Source organism: Brevibacterium sp. SMBL_HHYL_HB1, assembly GCF_018208375.1.
GTDB lineage: Bacteria > Actinomycetota > Actinomycetes > Actinomycetales > Brevibacteriaceae > Brevibacterium > Brevibacterium intestinavium.
In genome coordinates this window covers 311337-332335 of sequence record NZ_CP062936.1, presented here as the reverse complement: position 1 = coordinate 332335, position 20999 = coordinate 311337, and the positions used below count along the sequence as shown (strand labels likewise).

At 62.7% G+C, this 20999-nt stretch carries 25 protein-coding genes and 1 pseudogene; 11 read left to right on the top strand and 15 right to left on the bottom strand.

Annotation, left to right across the window (positions count from 1 at the left end; all coding sequences use genetic code 11):
• Nucleotides 1–7: 7 nt before the first annotated feature.
• From IG171_RS01625 to ctaD, 5 genes are all read right to left on the bottom strand, one after another.
• Nucleotides 8–391: a DUF2267 domain-containing protein gene (locus IG171_RS01625; protein ID WP_212129367.1), complete on the bottom strand. Its 384-nt coding sequence runs from the start codon at nucleotides 389–391 to the stop codon at nucleotides 8–10.
• Nucleotides 392–454: 63 nt separating this feature from the next.
• Nucleotides 455–679, bottom strand: coding sequence for a DUF2795 domain-containing protein (locus tag IG171_RS01620; protein WP_212129366.1), 225 nt, complete (start codon nucleotides 677–679; stop codon nucleotides 455–457).
• A 60-nt stretch (nucleotides 680–739) separates the two neighbouring features.
• Nucleotides 740–1867 carry an aldo/keto reductase gene (locus tag IG171_RS01615; protein ID WP_249203942.1) on the bottom strand — a complete coding sequence of 376 codons (1128 nt, stop codon included), beginning with the start codon at nucleotides 1865–1867 and terminating at the stop codon, nucleotides 740–742.
• Nucleotides 1868–1891: 24 nt separating this feature from the next.
• Nucleotides 1892–3154, bottom strand: coding sequence for a dicarboxylate/amino acid:cation symporter (locus tag IG171_RS01610; RefSeq protein ID WP_212129365.1), 1263 nt, complete (start codon nucleotides 3152–3154; stop codon nucleotides 1892–1894).
• Between the two features lie 128 nt (nucleotides 3155–3282).
• Nucleotides 3283–4959 carry a cytochrome c oxidase subunit I gene (ctaD, locus tag IG171_RS01605; RefSeq protein WP_212129363.1) on the bottom strand — a complete coding sequence of 559 codons (1677 nt, stop codon included), beginning with the start codon at nucleotides 4957–4959 and terminating at the stop codon, nucleotides 3283–3285.
• Between ctaD and IG171_RS01600 the strand changes: the two genes are divergently transcribed.
• A complete protein-coding gene (locus IG171_RS01600) occupies nucleotides 4949–5098 on the top strand; it encodes a hypothetical protein (protein ID WP_212129361.1) in 150 nt (49 codons plus the stop codon). The two genes, ctaD and IG171_RS01600, sit on opposite strands and share 11 nt — an antisense overlap.
• Before the next feature lie 239 nt (nucleotides 5099–5337).
• Nucleotides 5338–5475, top strand: coding sequence for a hypothetical protein (locus IG171_RS01595; RefSeq protein WP_212129359.1), 138 nt, complete (start codon nucleotides 5338–5340; stop codon nucleotides 5473–5475).
• Here the strand turns inward: IG171_RS01595 and IG171_RS01590 are convergent.
• From IG171_RS01590 to IG171_RS01575, 4 genes are read right to left on the bottom strand one after another with little or no spacing between them, the layout of a single operon-like run.
• Nucleotides 5453–6112 (bottom strand): HAD-IA family hydrolase, encoded by a 660-nt coding sequence (locus IG171_RS01590; RefSeq protein ID WP_212129357.1) that lies wholly within the window; start codon nucleotides 6110–6112, stop codon nucleotides 5453–5455. The genes IG171_RS01595 and IG171_RS01590 overlap by 23 nt on opposite strands.
• 28 nt (nucleotides 6113–6140) lie before the next feature.
• Nucleotides 6141–6593 carry a glucose PTS transporter subunit IIA gene (locus IG171_RS01585; protein WP_212129354.1) on the bottom strand — a complete coding sequence of 151 codons (453 nt, stop codon included), beginning with the start codon at nucleotides 6591–6593 and terminating at the stop codon, nucleotides 6141–6143.
• The gene (locus IG171_RS01580) at nucleotides 6590–7540 is read right to left on the bottom strand and encodes a MurR/RpiR family transcriptional regulator (protein WP_212129352.1); all 951 of its coding nucleotides are present in this window, start codon (nucleotides 7538–7540) and stop codon (nucleotides 6590–6592) included. The genes IG171_RS01585 and IG171_RS01580 overlap by 4 nt, the downstream gene beginning before the upstream one ends.
• A 45-nt stretch (nucleotides 7541–7585) precedes the next feature.
• Complete coding sequence (locus IG171_RS01575; RefSeq protein WP_212129350.1) at nucleotides 7586–7819, bottom strand: PTS glucose/sucrose transporter subunit IIB; 234 nt, start codon at nucleotides 7817–7819, stop codon at nucleotides 7586–7588.
• A gap of 155 nt (nucleotides 7820–7974) precedes the next feature.
• Here IG171_RS01575 and IG171_RS01570 point away from each other — a divergent pair, with 155 nt between their 5' ends.
• Nucleotides 7975–9345, top strand: coding sequence for a PTS transporter subunit EIIC (locus IG171_RS01570; RefSeq protein ID WP_212129348.1), 1371 nt, complete (start codon nucleotides 7975–7977; stop codon nucleotides 9343–9345).
• A gap of 55 nt (nucleotides 9346–9400) precedes the next feature.
• Here the strand turns inward: IG171_RS01570 and IG171_RS01565 are convergent, their stop codons facing one another.
• Entirely contained in the window at nucleotides 9401–10333 is a 933-nt protein-coding gene (locus tag IG171_RS01565; RefSeq protein WP_212129345.1) for a CPBP family intramembrane glutamic endopeptidase, read from the bottom strand.
• A gap of 179 nt (nucleotides 10334–10512) precedes the next feature.
• Here IG171_RS01565 and IG171_RS01560 point away from each other — a divergent pair, with 179 nt between their 5' ends.
• From IG171_RS01560 to IG171_RS01535, 6 genes are all read left to right on the top strand, one after another.
• Nucleotides 10513–11274, top strand: a complete 762-nt coding sequence (locus tag IG171_RS01560; protein WP_212129343.1) for a pyrimidine reductase family protein — start codon at nucleotides 10513–10515, stop codon at nucleotides 11272–11274.
• Complete coding sequence (locus IG171_RS01555) at nucleotides 11271–11777, top strand: flavin reductase family protein (protein WP_212129341.1); 507 nt, start codon at nucleotides 11271–11273, stop codon at nucleotides 11775–11777. Before IG171_RS01560 ends, IG171_RS01555 begins: the two co-directional genes overlap by 4 nt.
• A 135-nt stretch (nucleotides 11778–11912) precedes the next feature.
• Nucleotides 11913–12131, top strand: coding sequence for a hypothetical protein (locus IG171_RS01550; protein WP_249203939.1), 219 nt, complete (start codon nucleotides 11913–11915; stop codon nucleotides 12129–12131).
• A 396-nt stretch (nucleotides 12132–12527) separates the two neighbouring features.
• Nucleotides 12528–13037 (top strand): CinA family protein, encoded by a 510-nt coding sequence (locus tag IG171_RS01545; RefSeq protein ID WP_212129337.1) that lies wholly within the window; start codon nucleotides 12528–12530, stop codon nucleotides 13035–13037.
• Between the two features lie 45 nt (nucleotides 13038–13082).
• On the top strand, nucleotides 13083–13436 hold the full coding sequence (locus IG171_RS01540; RefSeq protein ID WP_212129335.1) for a transposase: 354 nt from the start codon (nucleotides 13083–13085) through the stop codon (nucleotides 13434–13436).
• Nucleotides 13414–13680, top strand: coding sequence for an IS3 family transposase (locus IG171_RS01535; RefSeq protein WP_212129333.1), 267 nt, complete (start codon nucleotides 13414–13416; stop codon nucleotides 13678–13680). The genes IG171_RS01540 and IG171_RS01535 overlap by 23 nt, the downstream gene beginning before the upstream one ends.
• 162 nt (nucleotides 13681–13842) lie before the next feature.
• Here the strand turns inward: IG171_RS01535 and IG171_RS01530 are convergent, their stop codons facing one another.
• Complete coding sequence (locus tag IG171_RS01530) at nucleotides 13843–15237, bottom strand: IS1380 family transposase (protein WP_249204272.1); 1395 nt, start codon at nucleotides 15235–15237, stop codon at nucleotides 13843–13845.
• Nucleotides 15238–15389: 152 nt separating this feature from the next.
• Between IG171_RS01530 and IG171_RS01525 the strand changes: the two are divergent.
• Both IG171_RS01525 and IG171_RS01520 read left to right on the top strand, forming a co-directional pair.
• Nucleotides 15390–16037, top strand: a pseudogene (locus IG171_RS01525) (IS3 family transposase); the annotation flags it as partial.
• A 154-nt stretch (nucleotides 16038–16191) separates the two neighbouring features.
• Nucleotides 16192–16380 carry a hypothetical protein gene (locus IG171_RS01520; protein WP_212129331.1) on the top strand — a complete coding sequence of 63 codons (189 nt, stop codon included), beginning with the start codon at nucleotides 16192–16194 and terminating at the stop codon, nucleotides 16378–16380.
• Nucleotides 16381–16443: 63 nt separating this feature from the next.
• On the opposite strand, the gene IG171_RS01515 is transcribed toward IG171_RS01520, so the two are convergent.
• The 4 genes from IG171_RS01515 to IG171_RS01500 all read right to left on the bottom strand — a co-directional run bounded on the left by IG171_RS01515 (nucleotide 16444) and on the right by IG171_RS01500 (nucleotide 20880).
• Nucleotides 16444–17142, bottom strand: a complete 699-nt coding sequence (locus tag IG171_RS01515; RefSeq protein ID WP_249203934.1) for a glycosyltransferase — start codon at nucleotides 17140–17142, stop codon at nucleotides 16444–16446.
• A gap of 8 nt (nucleotides 17143–17150) precedes the next feature.
• The gene (locus IG171_RS01510) at nucleotides 17151–18569 is read right to left on the bottom strand and encodes a PIG-L family deacetylase (RefSeq protein ID WP_249203929.1); all 1419 of its coding nucleotides are present in this window, start codon (nucleotides 18567–18569) and stop codon (nucleotides 17151–17153) included.
• Nucleotides 18553–19611 (bottom strand): hypothetical protein, encoded by a 1059-nt coding sequence (locus IG171_RS01505; RefSeq protein WP_212129329.1) that lies wholly within the window; start codon nucleotides 19609–19611, stop codon nucleotides 18553–18555. The genes IG171_RS01510 and IG171_RS01505 overlap by 17 nt, the downstream gene beginning before the upstream one ends.
• Nucleotides 19612–19791: 180 nt before the next feature.
• Entirely contained in the window at nucleotides 19792–20880 is a 1089-nt protein-coding gene (locus IG171_RS01500) for a hypothetical protein (protein ID WP_249203927.1), read from the bottom strand.
• Between the last annotated feature and the right edge of the window lie 119 nt (nucleotides 20881–20999).

The window sequence follows — 20999 nt, the reverse complement described above, 5'->3', positions numbered from 1 at the left end:
TCAGAACTCAGTCCTCGAACAGCGGAGCGAAACCGGCGGGCAGCTGTGAGCGAAGGTCGCCGATCTCGCCTTCGGACACCGCGGCGTCCACTGTCGACAGCACTGCGCCCGCATAGGCCCTCGCGGTGTCAGGGTCGATCCCCTCACCCAGCTGTTCAGCCAGACGACGCAGGAAATCATCGACATCGTCGGTCAGCGGCGCTTCCGAACCGTGCCGTTGGAGCGGTTCCTGCAATTCGGCGGGCAGCTGCGCGGCGAGGTCCGCCGCTTCCCCACCCTTGAGCTGCTTGCCGAGATTGTCCAGCACTGTTCGGGTCACGACGGCAGCGCTCTCAGCATCGCTGGGACCGCCGACTTCGGTGACGTTCTTGAGAAACTCATCGCTGCGCATGCTCAGGCTCCTTCTTCCGCTTCGAATCAGTGTTCTGCTCGTTCGTCAGTGCCCCGGGCGGCCTCACCGGTGCACGCCTCCGGGGGCGTCGCCTTCGGGTTCCTGCGGCACTGCCTCGACGACATCGTCCTTGCTCTCGAAACTCCGGTCAGGCAGCGCTTCCAGAGCTTGAAGCGTCTTCGCAGTGGCCGAGCGTTCGGTCGCGTAATCGATGAGCTCGGACTTCGATGCGGGAAATTCCAGTCCCTGCAGAGCTTTCTCTGCACGGAGTTCGTCACGTGTGGTCATCGGTGTTCCTCTTCCTTCTGTGATTCGTGTCCTGGTTGACGCGTCGAGCTGTGCGTGGGGCTATGCGTCATCGCCGAAGACATGTCGGCGCTGTTCGGCGAGGAACTCGGCCTCGGCGGGTTCGGGACGGTCCATAGCCGTCATCATCCTGTGCCAGTGCGGGTAGTAGGCGGGCAGCTGCGATGCCGCTGTGATCCGGTCCCGGGCCTCCGGTGGAAGGGTGAGCTCCACAGCGTCGAGATCCTCGGTGAGATGGTCGAACTCCCGAGCCGCGATCACCGTGCCGTCCACACCCGGGCGGTCGAGGATCCAGGAGATCACGACCTGCGGAATCGACCATCCCAGCTCATCCGCGATCTGAGCGAACAGTTCGATGAGGTCATAGGCCCGCTTCCAATCCGTGACGTGGGGTTCGGGCCAACCGGTGCCCTGTCGTGTGTCTCCCGGTGTCTGCCGACCGCGTCTGACCTTTCCGTTGAGGAGTCCCTCGCCCAGTGGGCTCCACCCGAAGGTCGCCACTCCCAGATCGCGGGCGGCCGGGATCATCTCGTATTCGATCTCGCGCGCCTCGGGCGTGTAGTACACCTGCTGGGCGATCGGGCCTTCGAGACCCGCCAGCTGCGCTTCGTAGACCGTCTTCGTCAGCTGCCAGGCGCTGAAGTTCGAGACTCCCCAATATCGGATCGTCCCGGCCCTGATCATCTCGTTGACGGTGGAGATGGTCTCGGTGATCGGTGTCTGCCCGTCCCACTGGTGGATGTAGAGCAGATCGAGGTGATCGGTGCGCAGGCGTCGGAGGCTGTCTTCGACGGCTCGCCTCAAGTGCTGCCTGCTCGCTCCCGAATCATTGGGTCCCTCCCCCACGGGCATCCGAGCCTTGGACGTCAGGACGATGTCATCGCGTCTGCTGCCCATGATCTCGCCGAGGACCTTCTCCGCGTCGCCGGCGGAGTAGAGGTTGGCCGTGTCGATGAAGTTCACTCCACGGTCGAGGGCTTCTCTGAACTGGCGTCGAGCGTCGTCCGGCCCAATCCCTGCGATCCGTTCGAACCCGCCACCGGATCCGAATGGGATGGTGCCCAGGGCCAGTCGTGAGACATACAGACCTGATCCGAGTCGGGTGTAGTCCATGGTCAGCTCCTCCTCGCCATATCGTCGGGTGAGCACGAATGCGGACTGTGCACTCACGATCCCAGACGGAACCGGTCGTGACTACCCCTCCCGTAATTCCGCAGATGGCGCTACAATCCGTTTCTCGCTCTTGTCGATGAGATGGACCCCGACGAGGTCGCCGGTGATGTTGATCATCGTCGCGCCCATTCCGAGGATGACGTCGACTCCGGCGACCAAGGCGACGGTTTCGAGCGGCAGGCCGGCCTGCTGCAGCAGGATCGTCAGACCGATGAGCCCGGCACCGGGAACTCCGGCGGTGCCGATCGAGACGAATGTGGCGGTGAGGACGACCGCGCCGAGTTCGAGCACGGTCATGTCGTGGCCGACGATGTTGGCCGCCAGCACGACCGACGCTCCCAGACGGATGACTGCCCCGTCCATGTTGATGGTCGCGCCCAGGGGGATGACGAACCCTGCGACCTCTTGGAGGATGCCCGCTTTCCTCGTCGCCTCCAGCGACACCGGGATCGTCCCGGAACTGCTCTGCGTGGTGAAGGCCGTGGCCATCGGTGCACCGGCAACGCGGAAGAAACCGCCGACCGGGATCCGATTGATCAGCAGCAGCGGAATGTAGATGAGCAGGATCTGTGCGGCCAGGCCGGCATAGACGACGCCGGTGAGTTTGCCCAGAGCCGCCAGAGCGTCGAGTCCTTGGCTGCCGATATCGCTGGCCACGAGGGCCAAGACACCGAACGGCGCGTATTGGAGTATCCCTGAGAGGATGCGGAACGTCATCTCCTTGGCCGCGAGCACGAGGTCGTACACGAGCTTCCCGAAGCCGGAGATGGTCTCGTCGGACGAGCGGCGCATGCCTGCCAGCGTGAGGCCCATGACCATGGACACGAAGATCAGGGCGAGGATGTTGCCGTCGGCCAGCGCCTTGAAGAAGTTGTCGGGGAATATGCTGACGAGCTGATCGACGAACGAAGGCGCATCGGGTGTCTCTGCGCTCTTCTCGGGCCGGTGCAGCCCCGTCCCCGGGTTGATCAGCAGAGCCAGGGCCAGGCTGATGACGACGGCGGCGATCGTCGTGAGGATGTAGAAGGCGAAGGTCTTGAATGCGACCCTGACGAGGTTCCCGGGTCGCGTACTGTTGACCGCGTCGATCAGCGTCACCATGATGATCGGGATGACGATCAGCTGCAGGAGGTTGAGCAGGATGTCACCGAGCGGTGACAGAACCTGCGCTCGCTCCCCGAAGACGAAGGCAACGATCAGTCCGAGAACGAAGCCGACCGTCATCTTCACGAAGAGCGCCGTATCCCGGTAGCGGCGCCAGATGCGGAGGAGGATTCGTGACATGATCTCCGCTCCGTGCTCGCAGTTCCATGGGCAGTCGGTCCGCAACCATGCTGACCGCTTGCCACTCTAACTCACCTGCGCACGGACTCAGGAGGAGTTCTGTCACAGGAACCGCGTGCTGTCTCCGCTCAGTCGAGCACCGCCTTGCCCGGGACCGAGTATTCGAGCAGCTCGGGGTGATTCGCATCGAACGCCGGACGTTCCGAACGGATCTTCGGCAGCGAGGTGAAGTTGTGGCGCGGGGGCGGGCACGAGGTCGCCCATTCCAGCGATGCTCCGTAGCCCCACGGGTCATCGACGGTGGCCTTCGGTGCGTTGCGGGCGGTGATCCACACGTTCCAGAAGAACGGAACCATGGACAGACCCAGCAGCAGGGAGCCGACCGTCGACACCTGGTTCATCCAGGTGAAGCCGTCCTGCGGCAGGTAGTCGGCATAGCGACGGGGCATGCCGTCGACACCGAGCCAGTGCTGGACGAGGAAGGTGGCGTGGAAGCCGATGAACAGCATCCAGAAGTGGATGTGTCCGAGCTTCTCGTTGAGCATCTTGCCCGTCCACTTCGGCCACCAGAAGTAGAACCCGGCGAACATCGCGAACACAACGGTGCCGAAGACCACGTAGTGGAAGTGCGCGACCACGAAGTAGGTGTCCGACACCTGCTGATCAAGTGCGGGACTGGCCAGGATCACACCGGTGAGACCACCGAAGAGGAACGTGGCCAGGAAGCCGATCGACCACACGATGGGTGTCTCGAACGTGATCGAGCCCCTCCACATCGTGCCGATCCAGTTGAAGAACTTCACACCGGTCGGAATCGCGATGAGCATCGTCATGAACGCGAAGAACGGCAGGGCCACGACACCGGTGACGTACATGTGGTGAGCCCACACGGTCACCGACAGTGCCGCAATGGCGATCGTGGCGAACACGAGTTCCTTGTACCCGAAGACGGGCTTGCGGCTGAAGACCGGGAAGATCTCGGTCACGATGCCGAAGAACGGCAGAGCGATCACGTAGACCTCGGGGTGGCCGAAGAACCAGAACAGGTGCTGCCACAGAATCGGCCCGCCGTTGCCCGGACTGAACACGTGTGAACCGAGCACACGATCGGCGCCGAGGACCAGCAGAGCAGCAGCCAGCGGCTGGAAGGCCATGAGCACGAGGATGCCGGTGATGAGGACGTTCCAGGAGAAGATCGGCATCCGGAACATCGTCATGCCCGGCGCACGCATCGTGATGACGGTGGTGATGAAGTTGACCGAACCGAGGATGGTGCCGAAGCCCTGCAGAGCCAGACCGAGGACCCACAGGTTGCCACCGGCACCCGGTGTGAAGGTCGTATTGCTCAATGGCGCATACGCCGTCCAGCCGAACGAGGCCGCACCCTGCGGGGTGAGGAAGCCGGACAGGGCAACGAGGCTGCCGAAGAGGTACATCCAGAACGCGAAGGCGTTCAGACGCGGGAATGCCACATCCGGGGCACCGATCTGCAACGGCATGATGACATTCGCGAAGCCGGCGAACAGCGGGGTGGCGAACATCAGCAGCATCAGAGTGCCGTGCATGGTGAACAGCTGGTTGTACTGTTCCTTGGTCTCGACGATCTGCATTCCGGGATCGAAGAGCTCGAGGCGGATGATCAGCGCCATCACGCCGCCGACGCAGAAGAAGATGAACGAGCCGATGAGGTACATGTACCCGATCGTCTTGTGGTCCGTCGACGTGATCCAGTCGACGATGATCTTGCCCTTGCTCCGTGGAACCACTGGAGCGTCAAGGGCCGCCTGATCCATCGTGGCGGTCATTGTTCAGCACCTTCTTTTGGTACCGATTGCGATCGCGTTCGGAGCCGAACCGGCCGACGCTGGTCTCGTCGATGAAGCACTGCGTCTGTTCGGTGATTTCGGCCGTCTAAGCGACCTGGAAGTTGAAGATCATCTCTGAGCGGAGCTGACCGCTCAGCTCGGCGCACTTCGCCGTATTCGCCTTCTTTCTCAGCAGATGCTGAACCCTACCGAACCGTTTCGCTCGGGCCCCGTATGATCGATTCGTCGAATCCATGCGCTGCCGGCCTGCACAGCCCATCTCAGCTTCGTCGGAGAGGAATTCCCGCGTCGCTGTCTTTCAGTGTACTGCTCCACACACGAGAAAGACACAGATGATTCTCACCGGATCATCTGCCAGTGAGCCGGATTCGCCTCCCGCACACTGCGGCCGAGAGCCGACGAAGCTGGGCCTTCGGCTATCCGGTGGCGCTGGGACTCATGCTCGGTCTCGGGATCGCACTCTGCGTCGTGTTCAAGACGAAGAAGTGGATGTGACCACCACGACTCCCTGACCGCCTGCGGAGGAGAAGTCGCAGGCACTGAGATCCGGCACCACCGCATGGGCCCGAGTGAGCTCGTCCGTCTCATGCGTGGTGGTCACTGCCAGGACCTGGGCGCCGGCTGCCAGTCCGGCGGCGATTCCTGCCGGCGCGTCCTCGACGACGAGGCAGCGCCGGGGGTCGACGCCGAGTCTGCGAGCGGCCATGGCGTACCCTTCCGGGTCGGGTTTGCCTCGAGTCACGTCATCTGCGGTGATCATCACCTCAGGCGGTGTGAGCCCGGCCGCTTCCAGACGCGGAAGCATGATGCGGGCCTCGCCCGAGGTCACCGCCGCCCACCGCTGGTCGCGCACCGCCGCGATCGCCTCGCTCGCCCCCGGCAGCGCGATCACTCCGTCGAGGTCGGTCTCGCCGATGGTGATCAGTTCTTCGACTGCTGCCTGGACGTGTTCGCCTGGAATCAGCTCCGTGACGACGTCGATGCTGCGCCGTCCATGGCTGGTTTCGAGGATGACGTGCGGATCGAAGCCATGGTTGTCGGCCCAGGTGTGCCACGTCCGTTCGACCGCTGCGGTGGAGTCGACCAGTGTGCCGTCGATGTCGAAGAGTACGGCATCGCACTCGAATCTCATCGGCCTCCTCTTCCTCGTCGTCGCATCGTCACTGCATCGCGATAAGCGGTTCGCCGGCGGAGACTGCGGCCGCATCGGTCACTGACAGCGAATCCGCATCGGCGTCGAGGAGGATCACCGGCACGATCACCGACTTCCCGGCCTCTCGGGACGGGGCCGTGTCCCAGGTGATGAGCGGGTCGCCGATGCGGACCTCGTCTCCTGCCTCGGCGTGCAGCTCGAAGCCCCGGCCGGCGAGTTCGACGGTGTCGATGCCCAGATGCACGAGGACTCCCTGCCCGGCCGCGGTGACGACGACATAGGCATGGGGCTTGAGCACTTTGAGCGTGCCGCTGATCGGCGCAATGGCCGTCACGGTCGCAGTCTCGCCGGGGTCCACGGCCGTGCCGGGGCCGACGATCGCCTCGGCGAACACGCGGTCGGGAACCGCGGACAGCGCGATCACGCTGCCGCACACGGGAGAGGAGATGGTCAGTGTCATTGAGAAGCGTCCTGCCTTCCTGTCTGAGTGCATCCTGTGGTCGTCCTTCCCGGCCGGCGGGTGGCCAGTTTCCGGTGAGAGGTGCCGATGGCTGCCTCTGCCTCGTCCAAGCGTCTTTGGAACACCAGTGTGAACAGAGCGTCGACGACGAAGAACTGGCCGATCCGTGAGCTCATCGCGGCCGAGCGCATGCCGGTCTCCCTGGCTGCGACGCCGATGAGCACATGGTCTGCCGAAGTGACGCTGCTGCGGGGGCGCATCGTGATCGCCACCGTGGGAACGCCCGACTGCCGGGCGGCAGCGAGCGGTTCGACCATGTCGGTGGTCTCGCCCGAGGCGGAGACGATGATGAGCAGATCCTCAGGTGACATGAGCACGGCAAGGGTCATCGCCATATGCCCTTCTGTGACCGCGCGGCTGATGAGGCCGATCCGTTCGAGCTTGGTGGCCAGGTCAACGGCCACGAGGCCGGAGGCACCGATGCCGGCGACCACTGTTCGACGTGCGGAGACGATGGAATCGGCGGCACCGGTCAGCGCGCCCACATCGAGGGAAGCGGCGGTGTCGGCCAGTGCCCGATGCTCTTCGGCCTCGAGTTTGGTCAGCACCGTCTCCGCAGCATCGTCGGCGCCGATATCGGCGGGCAGGCCACCGCGAGTCGTCTCGGCGTTCTGCGCGGTCGCCGCGGCCAGAAGCGTGCGGAATTCGCGATAGCCGCTGCAGCCGGCGGCTTGTGCGAGCCTGATGACCGAGGCGTCGGAGGCCCCGGAGTGCGCGGCGAGCTGCTGGATCGTCATGGGCACGACTATGAGCGGATCTTCGAGCACCGCACGCCCCACTGCGGCCGGACCGCGACTGAGGGCGGGCACCAGGGAGCGCAGACGCGCCAACAGCGAAGCAGAGCTCGGAGCCCCACCCGTGGAGGTTTTCTCCGCTCGATCGACCATGGAACGGAGTTTTTCACCTAGACTGTGAATGTGTCAAAGGTCACTTCAATCCATCAGGTCTTCGATGTCATCGACGAGGAGATCGGCTTCGGGACCGACGACGACCTGCACGGCAGTGCCCTGGGCAACGACGCCGAAGGCACCTGCCTCCTTGAGGGCGCTTTCGTCAACGAGGTTCTCGTCGCCGACTTCGACGCGCAGCCGAGTGATGCAGGCCTCGACCTCATCGATGTTGTCCGCGCCGCCGAGGCCGGCGACGATCTGCTCCGCCTTGCTCATAACAACCACCTTCATGTCCCGCACTCGCGTACCGGTGCCGGGGTTCTGTTCTGCGATGTCCGTCACAAGTCTACGGCGACCCGCGGACATTGCCGACAGCACAGCGAGCGTGTCCACCGCTCTGGACCGGACGCCACACGAATAGGAGGAACCCGATGACGGCCGTACCCGCCGACGACGCACCCAAGAAGAAGCGGCAGATCCCCGGCTTCGCGCAGCTGCAGCGCGTGGGACGCTCTCTCATGCTTCCCATCGCCGTCCTGCCGGCCGCGGCGCTGCTGCAGCGCTTCGGACAACCGGACATGCTCGGCGCCGACGGGCTGGCGCAGTTCGCCGGATGGCTCCAGCCGGTGGCGGACACTCTCGGGGCCGCCGGGTCGGCCTTGTTCGACAATCTGCCGATCATCTTCGCCGTGGGCGTGGCGATCGGCTTCGCCAAGAAGGCCGACGGCTCCACGGCCCTGGCCGCCGTCGTCGGCTATCTGGTCCTCGACCAGGTCTTCGGCGCGCTGGCTCCCGCTTTCGGATCGGACAGCGGCGATGGCGAGACGGTGATCAACTACGGTGTGCTCGGCGGCATCATCATCGGCATCGTCACGGCACTGCTCTATCAGCGCTACCGACGGATCAAGCTGCCCACCTATCTCGGGTTCTTCGGCGGCAGACGCTTCGTCCCGATCGTCACCTCCGTCGCGGCGATGCTCATCGCCGTCGTCATGGCTCTGATCTACCCGGTCTTCGACACACTCATCAACAAGGGCGTCGGCGGCTTCCTCATGGAGCACGGGTCCAACCCGGCCACCGGATTCGTCTTCGGCACCGTGAATCGGCTGCTCATCCCCTTCGGTCTCCACCACCTGCTCAACAACCTGCCCTGGTTCCAGCTGGGTTCGTGCACCAACTCCTCAGGCGAGACGCTGCACGGTGACATCACCTGCTTCTACAGCGGAGTCGACGGCACGGCCGCCTGGACGGGATCGTTCATGACCGGGTTCTTCCCCATCATGATGTTCGCGCTGCCGGCCGCGGCTCTGGCGATCTACCGCACGGCACATGCCAGCCGTCGCAAGGTCGTCGGAGGTGTGATGCTGTCGGTGGCTCTGACCGCCTTCATCACCGGCACCACCGAGCCGCTCGAATACGCCTTCGCCTATGTCGCCTTCCCGCTGTACGCGGTCCACGCCGTGCTCACCGGCACCTCGCTGGCACTCGTCAACGCCCTGGGCATCAAGTCCGGGTTCGGGTTCTCGGCCGGCGCCATCGACTATGTGCTCAACTTGGGCCGGGCCTCAGAGCTGTCCGGTGGAATCCTTCCGGTGCTGCTGCTCATCGTCATCGGCCTCGTGTACGCGCTCATCTATTACTTCCTCTTCCGCTGGGCCATCATCAAGTTCAACCTGCACACGCCCGGCCGTGAAGAGGAAGGCGACGCCGGCACGGAAGCGCCGTCGGTCTTCGACGAGGCCCAGGAGGCCGCGGAGAAGTCCACGGGCAAGAAGCGGGCCGAGGAGGAGGGTCGGCAGTAGCCGAGTCGACCGTCCTCACCGCAGTCGGATAGCCGAACCCCCACTGGGTCTTCGGCTATCCGTCTGCTCTGGCGTCATCTTGAGAAAGTTCGGGGGCGACCGCCGGCCGGTCGAAGAAGAGCGAACGGTCTCTGATGACGATCGCTGCTGAGAAGATGAGCAGGACCCCGGTCTGGATGATTTTCGAGTCGGGGTGCGTCATGAACAGCTCCGCGGACATGTTCGCCGAGGCGTGGAAGATCACGGGCACCAGTATGCTGCGTCCGCAGCGGTAGTACAGCCAGTTCATCACCAGCACGAAGGCGATCATCGAGATGGGAAAATTGAGGGTGGCGAGCACTCCCGACTCGACGACCTCGTTCTGGTAGTAGCCGTCGATGAACGACAGGGGCACGTGCCACAGGGCCCAGATGAGAGTGAAGAGCATCGATGCGGAGAAGACTCGCATCTTCCGCACCAGGGTGTCCGTGCCGTAGCTGTGCCAGGCCAGCTCCTCGATGATCGCGGCCCCGATGAGAGTCGCCCAGGCGGGCATCAGCCCGGTGGAGAAGGTGAAGCCTCCGCGCAGGGAGAACTGGTCGAGACCATAGCCGAAGAACAGGGACACACCCTGGGCCGCCAAGAGGCTGACCGGGACCAAGAGCACTGCGGCCAGAACCCACGGCAAACGGTCCGCTCCCGGCCATTTCAGCCTGGTGACGATATCCGCCCGGAGCCTCGGCCGGTTCCAGATGAATGCGACGACCACGGCCAGGGGTGAGAAGAGACCGGCCAATGACAGCATCAGTGTGGACACGAGCACTGCCTGGCTCTGCTCCGGCAGATGGCTGAGATAGGCCGCCGCGAACCAGAAGGCCCAGGGCAGAGCAGTCGCCCACACGTAGAACGCGACCGGCCTGGTGTATTCGCGCAGAATCGCCTCATCCTGCCGACCCCGAGGCGGCCGGGGTTCGGCCGGAGAAGCTCCGACAGCTGAGTCTGCGACCATGCCATTGAGAGTAGAGCCGTCGGTCGGCTTTCACCAGGTGTGCACAAGACTCAGCGCAATGCCCGCGAATTCGCCGGGCGTCCGGCGCAGCTCTCCGCCCGTTCGCCGCTGGCCCCTGCCCGACGGTGTCGCCGGTTTCTTCACCGATGACGCTTGGAGCGATTGAGTAGACTGCACAGATGGAGCGACTCGAACGCAGTGCACCGATCCCGGACCCGTTGGCCCCCTATCTCGAGGTCGACCGCACTCGGCCGCGGCACGAATGCTGGGTGACCGGGCACATGGTGGCCGGTCTCGACGGCACGGCCGCCATCCACGGACGCGTCGGCGCCCTGTCGACGGCCCCCGATCAGGATCTGTTCCGTCGGATGCGGCAGATCGCCGATGTCGTCATGATCGGCGCCCAGACGGTGCGCAGCGAGGGATATGCGCCGATGCGACTGAGCGAGGACGCCCAGGCACAGCGTCGGAGTCGGGGCCAGTCCGAGATGCCGCCGGTGGCGGTGGTCAGTCGCAGCCTCGATCTCGATTGGTCCTCATCGGTCTTCGCCGCAGCCCCCGAGCATGCGCGCACCATCGTCATCACCTGCGCGAAGGCCGATCCCGAGCTGCTGGCGGCCGCAGAACAGGCAGCCACCGTCATCATCGCCGGCGAGGACCGCGTCGAGCCCGCGAAGGCGCTGCAGGCCCTGGCCGGACTCGGCTACCAGGTGGTGCTCTGCGAAGGCGGGCCCCGCTGGCTCGGCGAACTCGTCGCCGCCGACCGCCTCGACGAACTGTGCCTGACGATCTCTCCGATGATGGGCGGTGACCCGCTGCCGGTGAGCATCGCCCCGTCCGGGGCCGGCATCGCACAGTTCGGATTGGAGTCGACGATGGTCGCCGACGACACCGTCTTCCTCCGCTACGAGGCCCGACCTGCGGAAGAGGGACGATCATGAGCACCGACCTCGACGCTCTCCTGGGTTCGGCCGACCCACCGCTCATCGTCGTCACCACCGCGGCCGAAGGTGAACGGGCCGGCTGCCTGGTCGGGTTCCATTCGCAGGCGAGCATCGGTCCGCAGCGGTACTGCTTCTGGCTGTCGAAGGCCAACCACACCTACCGGGTCGCGCTGCGCTCCGAGAGCTTCGCCGTGCACTTCCTGACTACGACCGACCGTGAACTGGCCCGTCACTTCGGCTCCCTCTCCGGTTCCGAGACGGACAAGTTCGCCGGCCTCGACATCACTGTCACCGAGGCCGGTGTGCCCCTGATCGCGGACCTGCCGAACCGGATCACCGTCGAACGCATCGCCATGCTCGACGACGGTGGGGACCACGTGTGCACGACAGCTCGCGTGCTCGCCGCCGAATCCGCAGGAGATTTCACACCTCTGCGGCCCTCCCACGTCGCAGATCTGTCCCCGGGCCATTCCAGCGACGAACGTGCTGTGCGCCCGTAGGACGGTCAGGCACACTTCAAGCACACCGTAACAAGAGGCCGCACAGTCGGTAACCCCTGTTGTGTTCGTCAGAGGATCACTAGCGTGGACGATTCCAGCGGGAGCAGAAGCTCCTGCGGAAAGGAGATGAGCACAATGGTCACCGACATCAGCAGTCCGGTCAAAGACAAGGACTACAACCTCATTTGGGCCATCGAAGCCTCGCTGAGCAATGTGTGGACCCTCGAGACCTACATCCAGGATGCTCGAGAGCAGGGCGATGACGAACTCGCCGACTGGTTCCGCAGGATCCAGGAGAACAACCGCACTGCCGGCGAACAGGGCAAGGAGATGCTCCTCCAGCGTCTCCAATGACGGCTCGACCGCCTACTGCGAAGGAGGAAGAGCATGGCAGTCTGCGATACGTGCGGAAACGACTACGACCGCGCATTCACTCTCACCCGCGGCGAGGAGTCCGGGACTTTCGACAGCTTCGAATGTGCGATAGCGAAGATGGCGCCGAGCTGTGCGCATTGCGGATGCCGCATCCTCGGCCATGGGGTCGAAGCCGACGGCGCCATGTACTGCTGTTCCCACTGCGCTCGCCAGATGGGACACACAGCCGCAACGGACAACTTGGGATAGTCGAAGTCTGAGCCCCGGTTCGCCGGGGCTCACTTCTGCCCGGAGCAGACCTGCACAGACAGGCGAGTGCACGGTGCCCGATCCTCACCATGATCGGACCCGCCGGACTCGGAGTAGAGTACGCACGTGTCCAGCTTTGAACAGCACGAGAGCAATGCCACGGGGATCGCCGAGCGCCTCTCCGAATTCTGCACCGAGCACAGCATCCGTGTCGCCGTCGCCGAATCCCTCACCGGCGGCAGGATCTCCAGCCACCTCTCTGCGGCCCCAGGGGTCGGCGAATGGTTCGCGGGCGGAATCGTGGCCTATTCGAGTGATGTCAAGCATCGTCTGCTCAACGTGCCGCCCGGCCCGGTCATCTCCTGCCGGGCCGTGGGGATGATGGCACGGACCACGTGCGAGATGATGGAGGTCGATGCTGCCGTCGCGGCCTCCGGTGCCGGAGGCCCGGCAGGACAGGACGGGCAGGAACCGGGGACGACGTGTCTGGCCGTCATCGTCGACGGCGAGGTCGAAACCGCGGTCCACCGCTTCTCGGGCGAACCGCTCGACATCCTGGCCCAGACCCAGGAACAGGCGCTGACAATGCTGTTGGAGGCACTCCGGGGGATGAACCCTGAGTGGTGGACACGCTGAGTCTGGCCCATAATGGGCCGGAGAATGCGAGTAGAAACCATGCCAATGAAGAAGTACTCCGATGAGTTCAAAGCCGACGCCGTCGCGCTGTACGAGACTCATCCCGATATGTCTTATTCCCAAGTCGCGGCCGATCTTGGCATCTCCCGTGGCGCGATCAAGTCGTGGGTGTTCCAAGCGCGGAAGGAAGCTGGCAAGGTGTCCACGAGCTCGCCTGATCGGCCCGAGACACCCGAGGAGGAGCTTGCTCGCTGCGGGTCGAGAACGATTCGTTGCGCGCCGATAAGCGGTCTCTGCGGTCGGATGTGGAGCGGCTGGAAGAAGAGCGAGCGATCCTGCGGAAAGCCACGAAATATTTCGCGGCAGAGACGACCTGGTGATCCGCTTCCAGTTCGTTGATGACCACCGAAACACCCATGAGGTGAAGCGGATGTGTTTCGTGCTGGGTATCCAGCGCTCAAGCTTTTATAAGTGGTGTGCCTCCCGGTCGGCGCGGACGGCCAGGCAGGCTGCTGATGATGCTTTGTGTGAGCGGATTGAGCACCACTTCGAATTCTGGGACCACACGTATGGGTACCGACGGATCGCGGCCGAACTCGCCGATGACCCGCACGTGGACGAGCCGGTCAACCGTAAGCCTTGATCCACCGATCTGCTTGATGCCAGGGGCTCGCTCGGATTCGAGCGCGGAATCGGTGAGCGGGCAGGAGACATTGCCCCGGTCTCTCACCAGTCTCTTCCACAAAAGTTTCCGAAGGTCTCCTCCAGACCCCGCGGCATCGTGCTCGAAGCAAGAGCGAATCGGTCAGGACAATGCTGTCCTTGGTGGGCTCAACGCTGCTTGCCAGAGTCGTGAGAATTCATCTGCCCACGGCCACTTCGAGGGCAGATGCATAATCAGTTTCCTGGCCCGATGAGCTATCCGAGCCGGAATGCTGATGATCCGTGTCCGCAGCGTCGGAGCGCGGACTTTGCTCATCCGTCCACCGATGAGTCCGGCAACAGCCCGTAGCAGGTTGTGAGTGATCGCCGCTATCGTCACCCACGCGGCGTTGGCGTTGAACACCCCGGAGGGCATATGCGCCAGAGCACCGTTCTTCAGCTCCGCATTGATCTGTTCGATGATCGCGTGCTTGCGATGCGTGTGATCAGCAGCAACAGTGTCGAAACGAGTCCGGTCGACGGTGGTGAAGAACGCGTGATACCGGAACAAGTCAAACAATGGGTCTTGCCCACTCATGCGTTTAGTTTCGTTGAGTTCAGGGATACGGCGGACCACCAAACGCCCCGTCGTTTGCAGTGCCTTTTTCTTCGAGGTGAACGCGGTGAACGGGACCTCAGCGACTTCGGCCTTCGAAATCCATGCCCCGGTCTCCTCGTCGTAGATCGCTTCAGGGTATTCGATGCCCGTCCATGCGTCGTCGCGGATCGCCCCGATCGCTGCTTTGACTCTTTTGTCCATCCGCACCGTGATCGACACATCCGCCCCGCCGTCTTGGGCGGCTTTGACTACGCCTGATGAGTAGTATGCCGAATCAGCGCGCACCAACACCGAAGTGCCAGAGTCGATTCGGGTTGTGGTGGCCAGGGCGTCAGAGACGAATTTGTCAGCACCCCGGGCTGAGGAGGTTGAGCCCTTGCGCAGACGCTGGCCGACAATGATCTGGCTGGAGTCGCGCGTCGACGCGGTCGCTAACAGTGCGTTGAGTCCACGACTGCCTTGGTAGCCGAACCCGGCTCCCTGCTTTTTCGCGGAATGGACGTCGATGACGGTGTCGTCGACATCGACGAAGATCATTGACGCCTGTGCACTGTCCTGGTTCGTGGGCAGCAGCGGTGTGTGCGCGTTGAGGTTAGTCAGAAAACGGGAGGAGATCGCATCGAGTTGCCGGACGTGGCCGAAGGCGAACGAACGCAGGAACGACCCCAGGGTCGAGGGAGCGTAGACGCGGTCGAAAAGGTGTTTCATGCCGCCGTGGCGGAGGATGTTCATGTCATCGATCGAGTCGGCCCCGGCAGCCATTCCCGCGATGAGAGTGGCCAGTTTCGGGGCCGGGTTCGCGCCCTTGTCAGCCCCGGTCGTCGTCACGGTCAGACGGTCTTCGGCGAGGTCTGGCAGGCCGGCGTTCTGGGCCAGTGTCATGATCGGGACCAGCCCGGTGGCGGCGGTGAGATTCCTATCGTCGAAGGAGTGGGACACAGCCGTGGGGGTGTGATTGAATAGCACCTGAGAGGTGCCCCTTTCTGGGCGGGATTGGTTGACTTTGAACATCACCATTTTCCCAGTTCAGAGGGGGCATTTCCATTTCATACGCGGCTTGATCCAGCTACTTGCATCGGTGGATCAAGGGTAAGCGGGTTGCCCGCCTGATGCGGAACAACGGCATGGTCGGTATCCACTTGCGTAAGCCGAAGACTACGACGATCTCGGACCCAGATGCTCAGGTGTTTGCCGACCTGGTCGGCAGGGACTTCTCGGCCGCTGAGTTGGGCACGACCTACGTCGGCGACATCACCTACTTACCCTATGGCGATGAGGGGAAGTTCTTGTATTTGGCCACGGTCATCGACTTGTATTCGCGGCGGATCGTGGGCTGGTCGATCGCCGATCACATGCGGTCCAGTCTCGTCGAGGATGCGTTACAGAATGCAGTAAACAACAGAGAAACACTGGAAGGTGTGATTTTTCACAGCGACCATGGTCGTCAATATACGTCCTCGTCGTTTCAGGCGATGTGTCGTCGGTTCGGGGTGGTCCAGTCGATGGGCAGGGTCGGGTCGAGTGCTGATAATGCCCTGGCGGAGTCGGTCAACGCGGCGTTGAAGCGGGAGACGCTGCAAGGAGCGAAGCGGTGGGTCTCGGACCTCGAGTGTCGTCGTGAGGTGTTTCGGTGGTTGGTTCGATACAACTCGAGGCGGAGACATTCGAGTCTGGGTTATCGAGCACCGGTTGACTTCGAGGTCGATTACACATTTATGATGGGCATTGCCGCCTGGTAGTACACATTGATGTGTCCACTTCCAGGGGTTCACGCCCGACCGTCCCGGAATCCGTGCGGCGGAAGTTGCTCGTCTCATCGCCGCCCATCGTCCCCGTTCAATCACTGCTGCGGGCCACTGTGATGCGAACGGGTCGCTGCACCGCGGTCACCCTGTGCTCTTCGACGAGAGCTGGACGAGCCGGGCGGCGGCCGCCGCGCACGGCGACGTCGGTGCCCGCGACCTGCTGGAGACGCACAGAGCTGTCGTCGACCTCGTCGACTGCTCCGACCTCGACGACGGGGCCGATGTCGATGTGCCCAAGGACCTGCACAGGCTGACAGTCGTCAGTTCTCGCGATTAGCTCTGGGTTGTCGGAAACAACTCGGCCGGAGGCGGCCTGAAGTGCTGTGAACAGAGTCGGGTCTCAAAGAAGGCTCTGCATAAAGCTGCTGAAGCCTCCCTCCGCGCGTCCCTCCAGACGGGCCGAGGTGAGAACCCGGCAGGTATCGGTGCGTCTCACGTTTCCCCCGGCGGCGAGCACTGCAGCAACGGTTGCGGCATCTTCGCCGAGTGGCAGCTGAGGCATGCCGCCGATGATGTTGAGATACGAGCCTCGAATGCCCAGGTTCGCGCCGAACACGTGGGGATGATCCTCAAGTAACGTGTGGTGAGAGTGCCATTTCGCGATCAGCGCTGCCGACCCGGTATCAGGTCGAGGCGACACTGTGCCGACCAGGCAGTCGCTTCCGGCTTCCACCATGGCAAGATGCGTCGTCAGCCAGTGGGTGGGAACTCTGCTGTCCGCATCGGTGAACGCAATCCATGTCAGGTCGAAGTTGACATCACGATCAGCTTCAGCCATCTGCTTGAAGTGATTCCAGGCGAAATTCCGGGCACTGCCCACGTTCTTGAACGACGTCTCAAGTATCGTGACTTGTGGATGCTGTTCGGCGAAGTCTGCGACGCGACTCACCGTCTCATCGCTACAGGCGTCGGCCACGACGAGGATTCGAGTGGAGAATGGCCCGAGCCCGTCAGGGATCTGAGCACACGCTTGGGCCACCGAGTCGAGACAGCCGAGGATCTCGTCTTGTTCGTTGTGAGCCGGGATGACGATGCCCAAGTGAGTGATCACTCAACGGCTTCCGCAGGGAGGAAATCGTCAGTTTTGTCCACCGTCACGATATCGAGACGATACTCGGCCTCGGAGCGAAAATCGCTCCGCAGTCGGGGCCAGTAGTCCAGGCACGCGTCATGGACTTCATCGGCGGTCAGAGGCCAATCTTCGATGTCGCCCTTCCAATGACAGAGAACGAGCACAAAGCGCGATGGGGTTGATTCATCAATGCGCTCCAACGTTCGTTGCAGCTGTGCACGTGTCAGATAGAAGCCGGTCTCTGAGAGGACGACGCAGTCGAAATGCCCTTCGGGCCATTCGTATGGGACAGTGGCGTGCAGGAAGGCTATTTCGGTTGCAGTGGTCGTCTGCAGACGTTTCGCTGTTTTCAGCGCCTCGCAGCTGGCATCGACAGCTGTCACTCTGACGCTGTAAGCGGCAAGCTCTCGTGTCAAAGCGCCGACTGAACAACCGATCTCGAGAATGTGGGAGAACGAGGTCGACGGGAGGTGGGACACAAGGGTCTCGCGTTTGGTGATTTCGTATTCGGACTCCCACACCGTCCACGGATCACTGCGTTCTCTGTGCACATCATCGAACACCGCCGACGCAGTGGACGCATCATTGATCGGTCTGCCTATTCCCTCCTGACCATAGCCGGCCGATGCCTCACCGGATCTGAAATCCGTGATCACGAAGGTATCGTGGCTCCGGATGAAGTGTTCCAAATGGGCGCTGGTGAGGATCGCTTCGTCCCCCTGCTGATCCGACAGCGCTTCGGTCTGCGACGGGTAGCACTGGAGCAGAGCATTTCGATCAAGACCTTGAGGGGCAGGTAAGACTGCCCAGGCCTGCCAGCGAGGGTCTGTGGGAACAGCCCAGTGCCAGAACCAGATGGGATATTCGAGCACTACGGCATGATGTGATCGCCCGATGTCCAGCGACGCGGCGCCCACCGCCTCGTGGTCACAGTGCCCATCCCGGCTATAAGGCGCAACGAGTGTCACCGGCCCATGTGATCGTGCGATCTCCTGTCGGATCACGTCTCTGATCTGGCTTGAATATTCGGGCAGCTGACCGTCGGGCAGATCGAGAAAACGACTGGAGTGCGCCTTGTCGAAGGTGCTCAGCGCACGATCGAACTCCTCCAGACGGATGCTTTTGAGCTGATCGCCGGTATACGTCGGCGACTCAGGGTGCGATTTCTCGCCTGCGCTGAAGAGTAGGACTTTCAGCTGGCAGCTCCACTCATCGGCACGTGCGAGCAGCGCAGCGGCTCCCAGCGCTTCATCGTCTGGGTGTGCGGCAAGGACGATGATGGTTCCGCCTGTGGCGATTGTGCTCTCTGGAACCGCCGGAAGATCAAGGGCACCCGCCTGCACCCAGGCATCTTCTCTGGTGCTGCGGTCTTGGTGGCTAAACCTCATCGACATCTGACTCTGCACAGATATTCTCGCCCAAAGCAGCTTCGTCCCGAGGTCCGTGATGCTGACTGAGGTAGACGGTGAGATCAGCGTCAGCTTTGGCAAATGCCGCATCACTCGTCAGAACGGCGGGACCGGCCAGCTCCCGGCTCAGAAGCTGGATCCGTTGGGCACTGCGGTATATGTTGTTGCGAACTCTCAGAGCCAGTCTCCACGCGTGTTCTCGCGAGAACTTCTCATCCCCATCCGCTGCAGCAGCAGTTTGCGCCAACATGGTGCGGACCGCGAAGATCTCAGCATCAAGCTGCCCGAGCTGCATCTCTCCCATCGGCGAGCGCCCAGCCCTGTTCAGGTGGGTTTGGGCTGCACGCCGGGCCAGTCCCAATGCTCCACCGAACCAGCAGGCTGCCACGCGAATCCCACCCCAAGCGAAAGAGGGACGGTCAAGGTACCAATTCGGGGGGCCGACACTCGTCGCGGGTGCTCGGTCGAAGACGACTGAGCCGCTCGGGATTTCTCTGAGCCCCAGACTCGGCCAAGCACCTGTCTGCGGTCGTACACGAGGGTCACGAAGATTCACCGCGTAGGCTCGGTTCCCGTCGCTGCCGCTGGCGATGACGATCGCGTCGGTGAGTTCCGCGGCCAAAGAGCACCACGCTTTCGTGCCGGTGAGGAGGTTCTCCGCACCGGCATCGACCACGTTCACGCGATGTGTGGGCAGGTCAGCCGCGTACACGCCCCAGGCCGAATCGGGGTCAGGTGTTTCGTGTCCGGCCTCGGCCAGGATGCCCAGAGCGTCGACGTGGGGTTCGAGCATACGAGCGACGCCGATGTCGATAGCAGCCAGTTGAAGCAGCCTTTCCCATTGATCGATCTGAGGTGAACACCCTGTGAGCTGCAGAAGACGGGCAAGGGCGGTGATCTTGTCGACAGCGGACGCACTGCTCGTAACGACCTCGGAGAGATCATCCCTGAAGTCTGGAGTTTCCCACCACGGTTCGAACGGTGTGGGGATGATCCGAGACGAGGTTGAGTCGAACAGGGTTTCCATTTCACGTCCTTCAGGCAGAACATCTTGTCGAAACTCGGTGTGTAGTGAACACGCAGGAGGCAGTCGGAGGTGATGGCTCGGAACACGCTTATATCTCAGGTGGGTGCAGATACCCGATTTCAGCCGACTCTTCCACATCACCCCAATGTGCAGACTAGCGGCATGCTTGGCAGATCTCAGTCAACTGCTCTCCACCGTGTCGTCGGCATCTGTGCTGTTGTCTGTATAGACTCGTTGCCGCATCCGCTGACCATGAGTCACTTTCTGCACGTCGGCATCAGTGTCGAAACTGGCACCGATGCCGCCGGCGACCACACCCATGGCTGCGCTGAGCCATGCGATATCGAGGTAGTTGGTGAACGACGCCTCTTGCTGAATCTGTTGGGTCATAAATGCCGGATCGATAACGACGAGGCCGCCCAGGAGAATGAGGACGACCAATATCGCGTAGAGAGCGAGCACAGTGATCAGCAGTGTGAGGACGGTGGAGAGGTTGTAGTACATGACCACCGTGGCCAGACCTTCGTTGACCGGTCGATCCCAGAGTTCGTGACTGGCGATCAACCAGGCGACCATCACCAGGACAGCGAGCGCGCCGATCGAGAGCAGCCGGAGGGTGGACAGGTAGGTCGACATCTCCCAGATCGAACTGTAGAAGATGCCGAAAGCTCCGGTTGCCGAGGCTGCCGCGAGGGCTCCTGAGAGCTTCGGAGCCGTGCGCCAGGGTTCGTTGGCAATCGTCATCCCCATAATCAGCCGTGGGCCTCCGGTGATGGTGTGGGCATGCAGGGACTGATGGCTGGAGTCTTCGTTGTTCGACCAGTTCGACCATCCGAGCAGAAATTTGCGCGTCGTGGCTTCGGGGTCCCACGGAACCAACTTGTTCACCGAGCTCATCATGACTTTGATGATGCGGCGCTTGGTGGCCCACGCGCCGAGTGTGGGGCATGAGACGACCGCAAGGTTGCGGTCCGAGTAGACTTCGGCGATCAGAGGGTCGCCCTGGGTGTGCCGGGGGATCTCTGTGAGGATGAGGATGATGTTGACGTCGGGGTAATCAGCGCGGAGATCTTCGACTGCGTCTAGAGCCAGCTCGCGCTCGGGTGTCAGATAGACCGTGTCGGTGCGAGTGTACAGCGTCGTTGTGACCCCATACGCCTCACGCAGATATCGCTCTAACGAGGAGTGGATGGAAGCCGCTCGCCTGCTGGGCAGACCTGGGTCGGCTACGACCAGCACTTGAAGAGCCTGGGATGAGGTGGTGGGCATAAAGTCCTCCGCTACTCGACCAGCGAGTTGTATAGAAAATTGTTCTGGTTCCGAAGCCTAGTGAGCGTAATCACTATGGGGTAGTCCTACACGTCGGCTTCGCTGTCTGAAGTTTTATC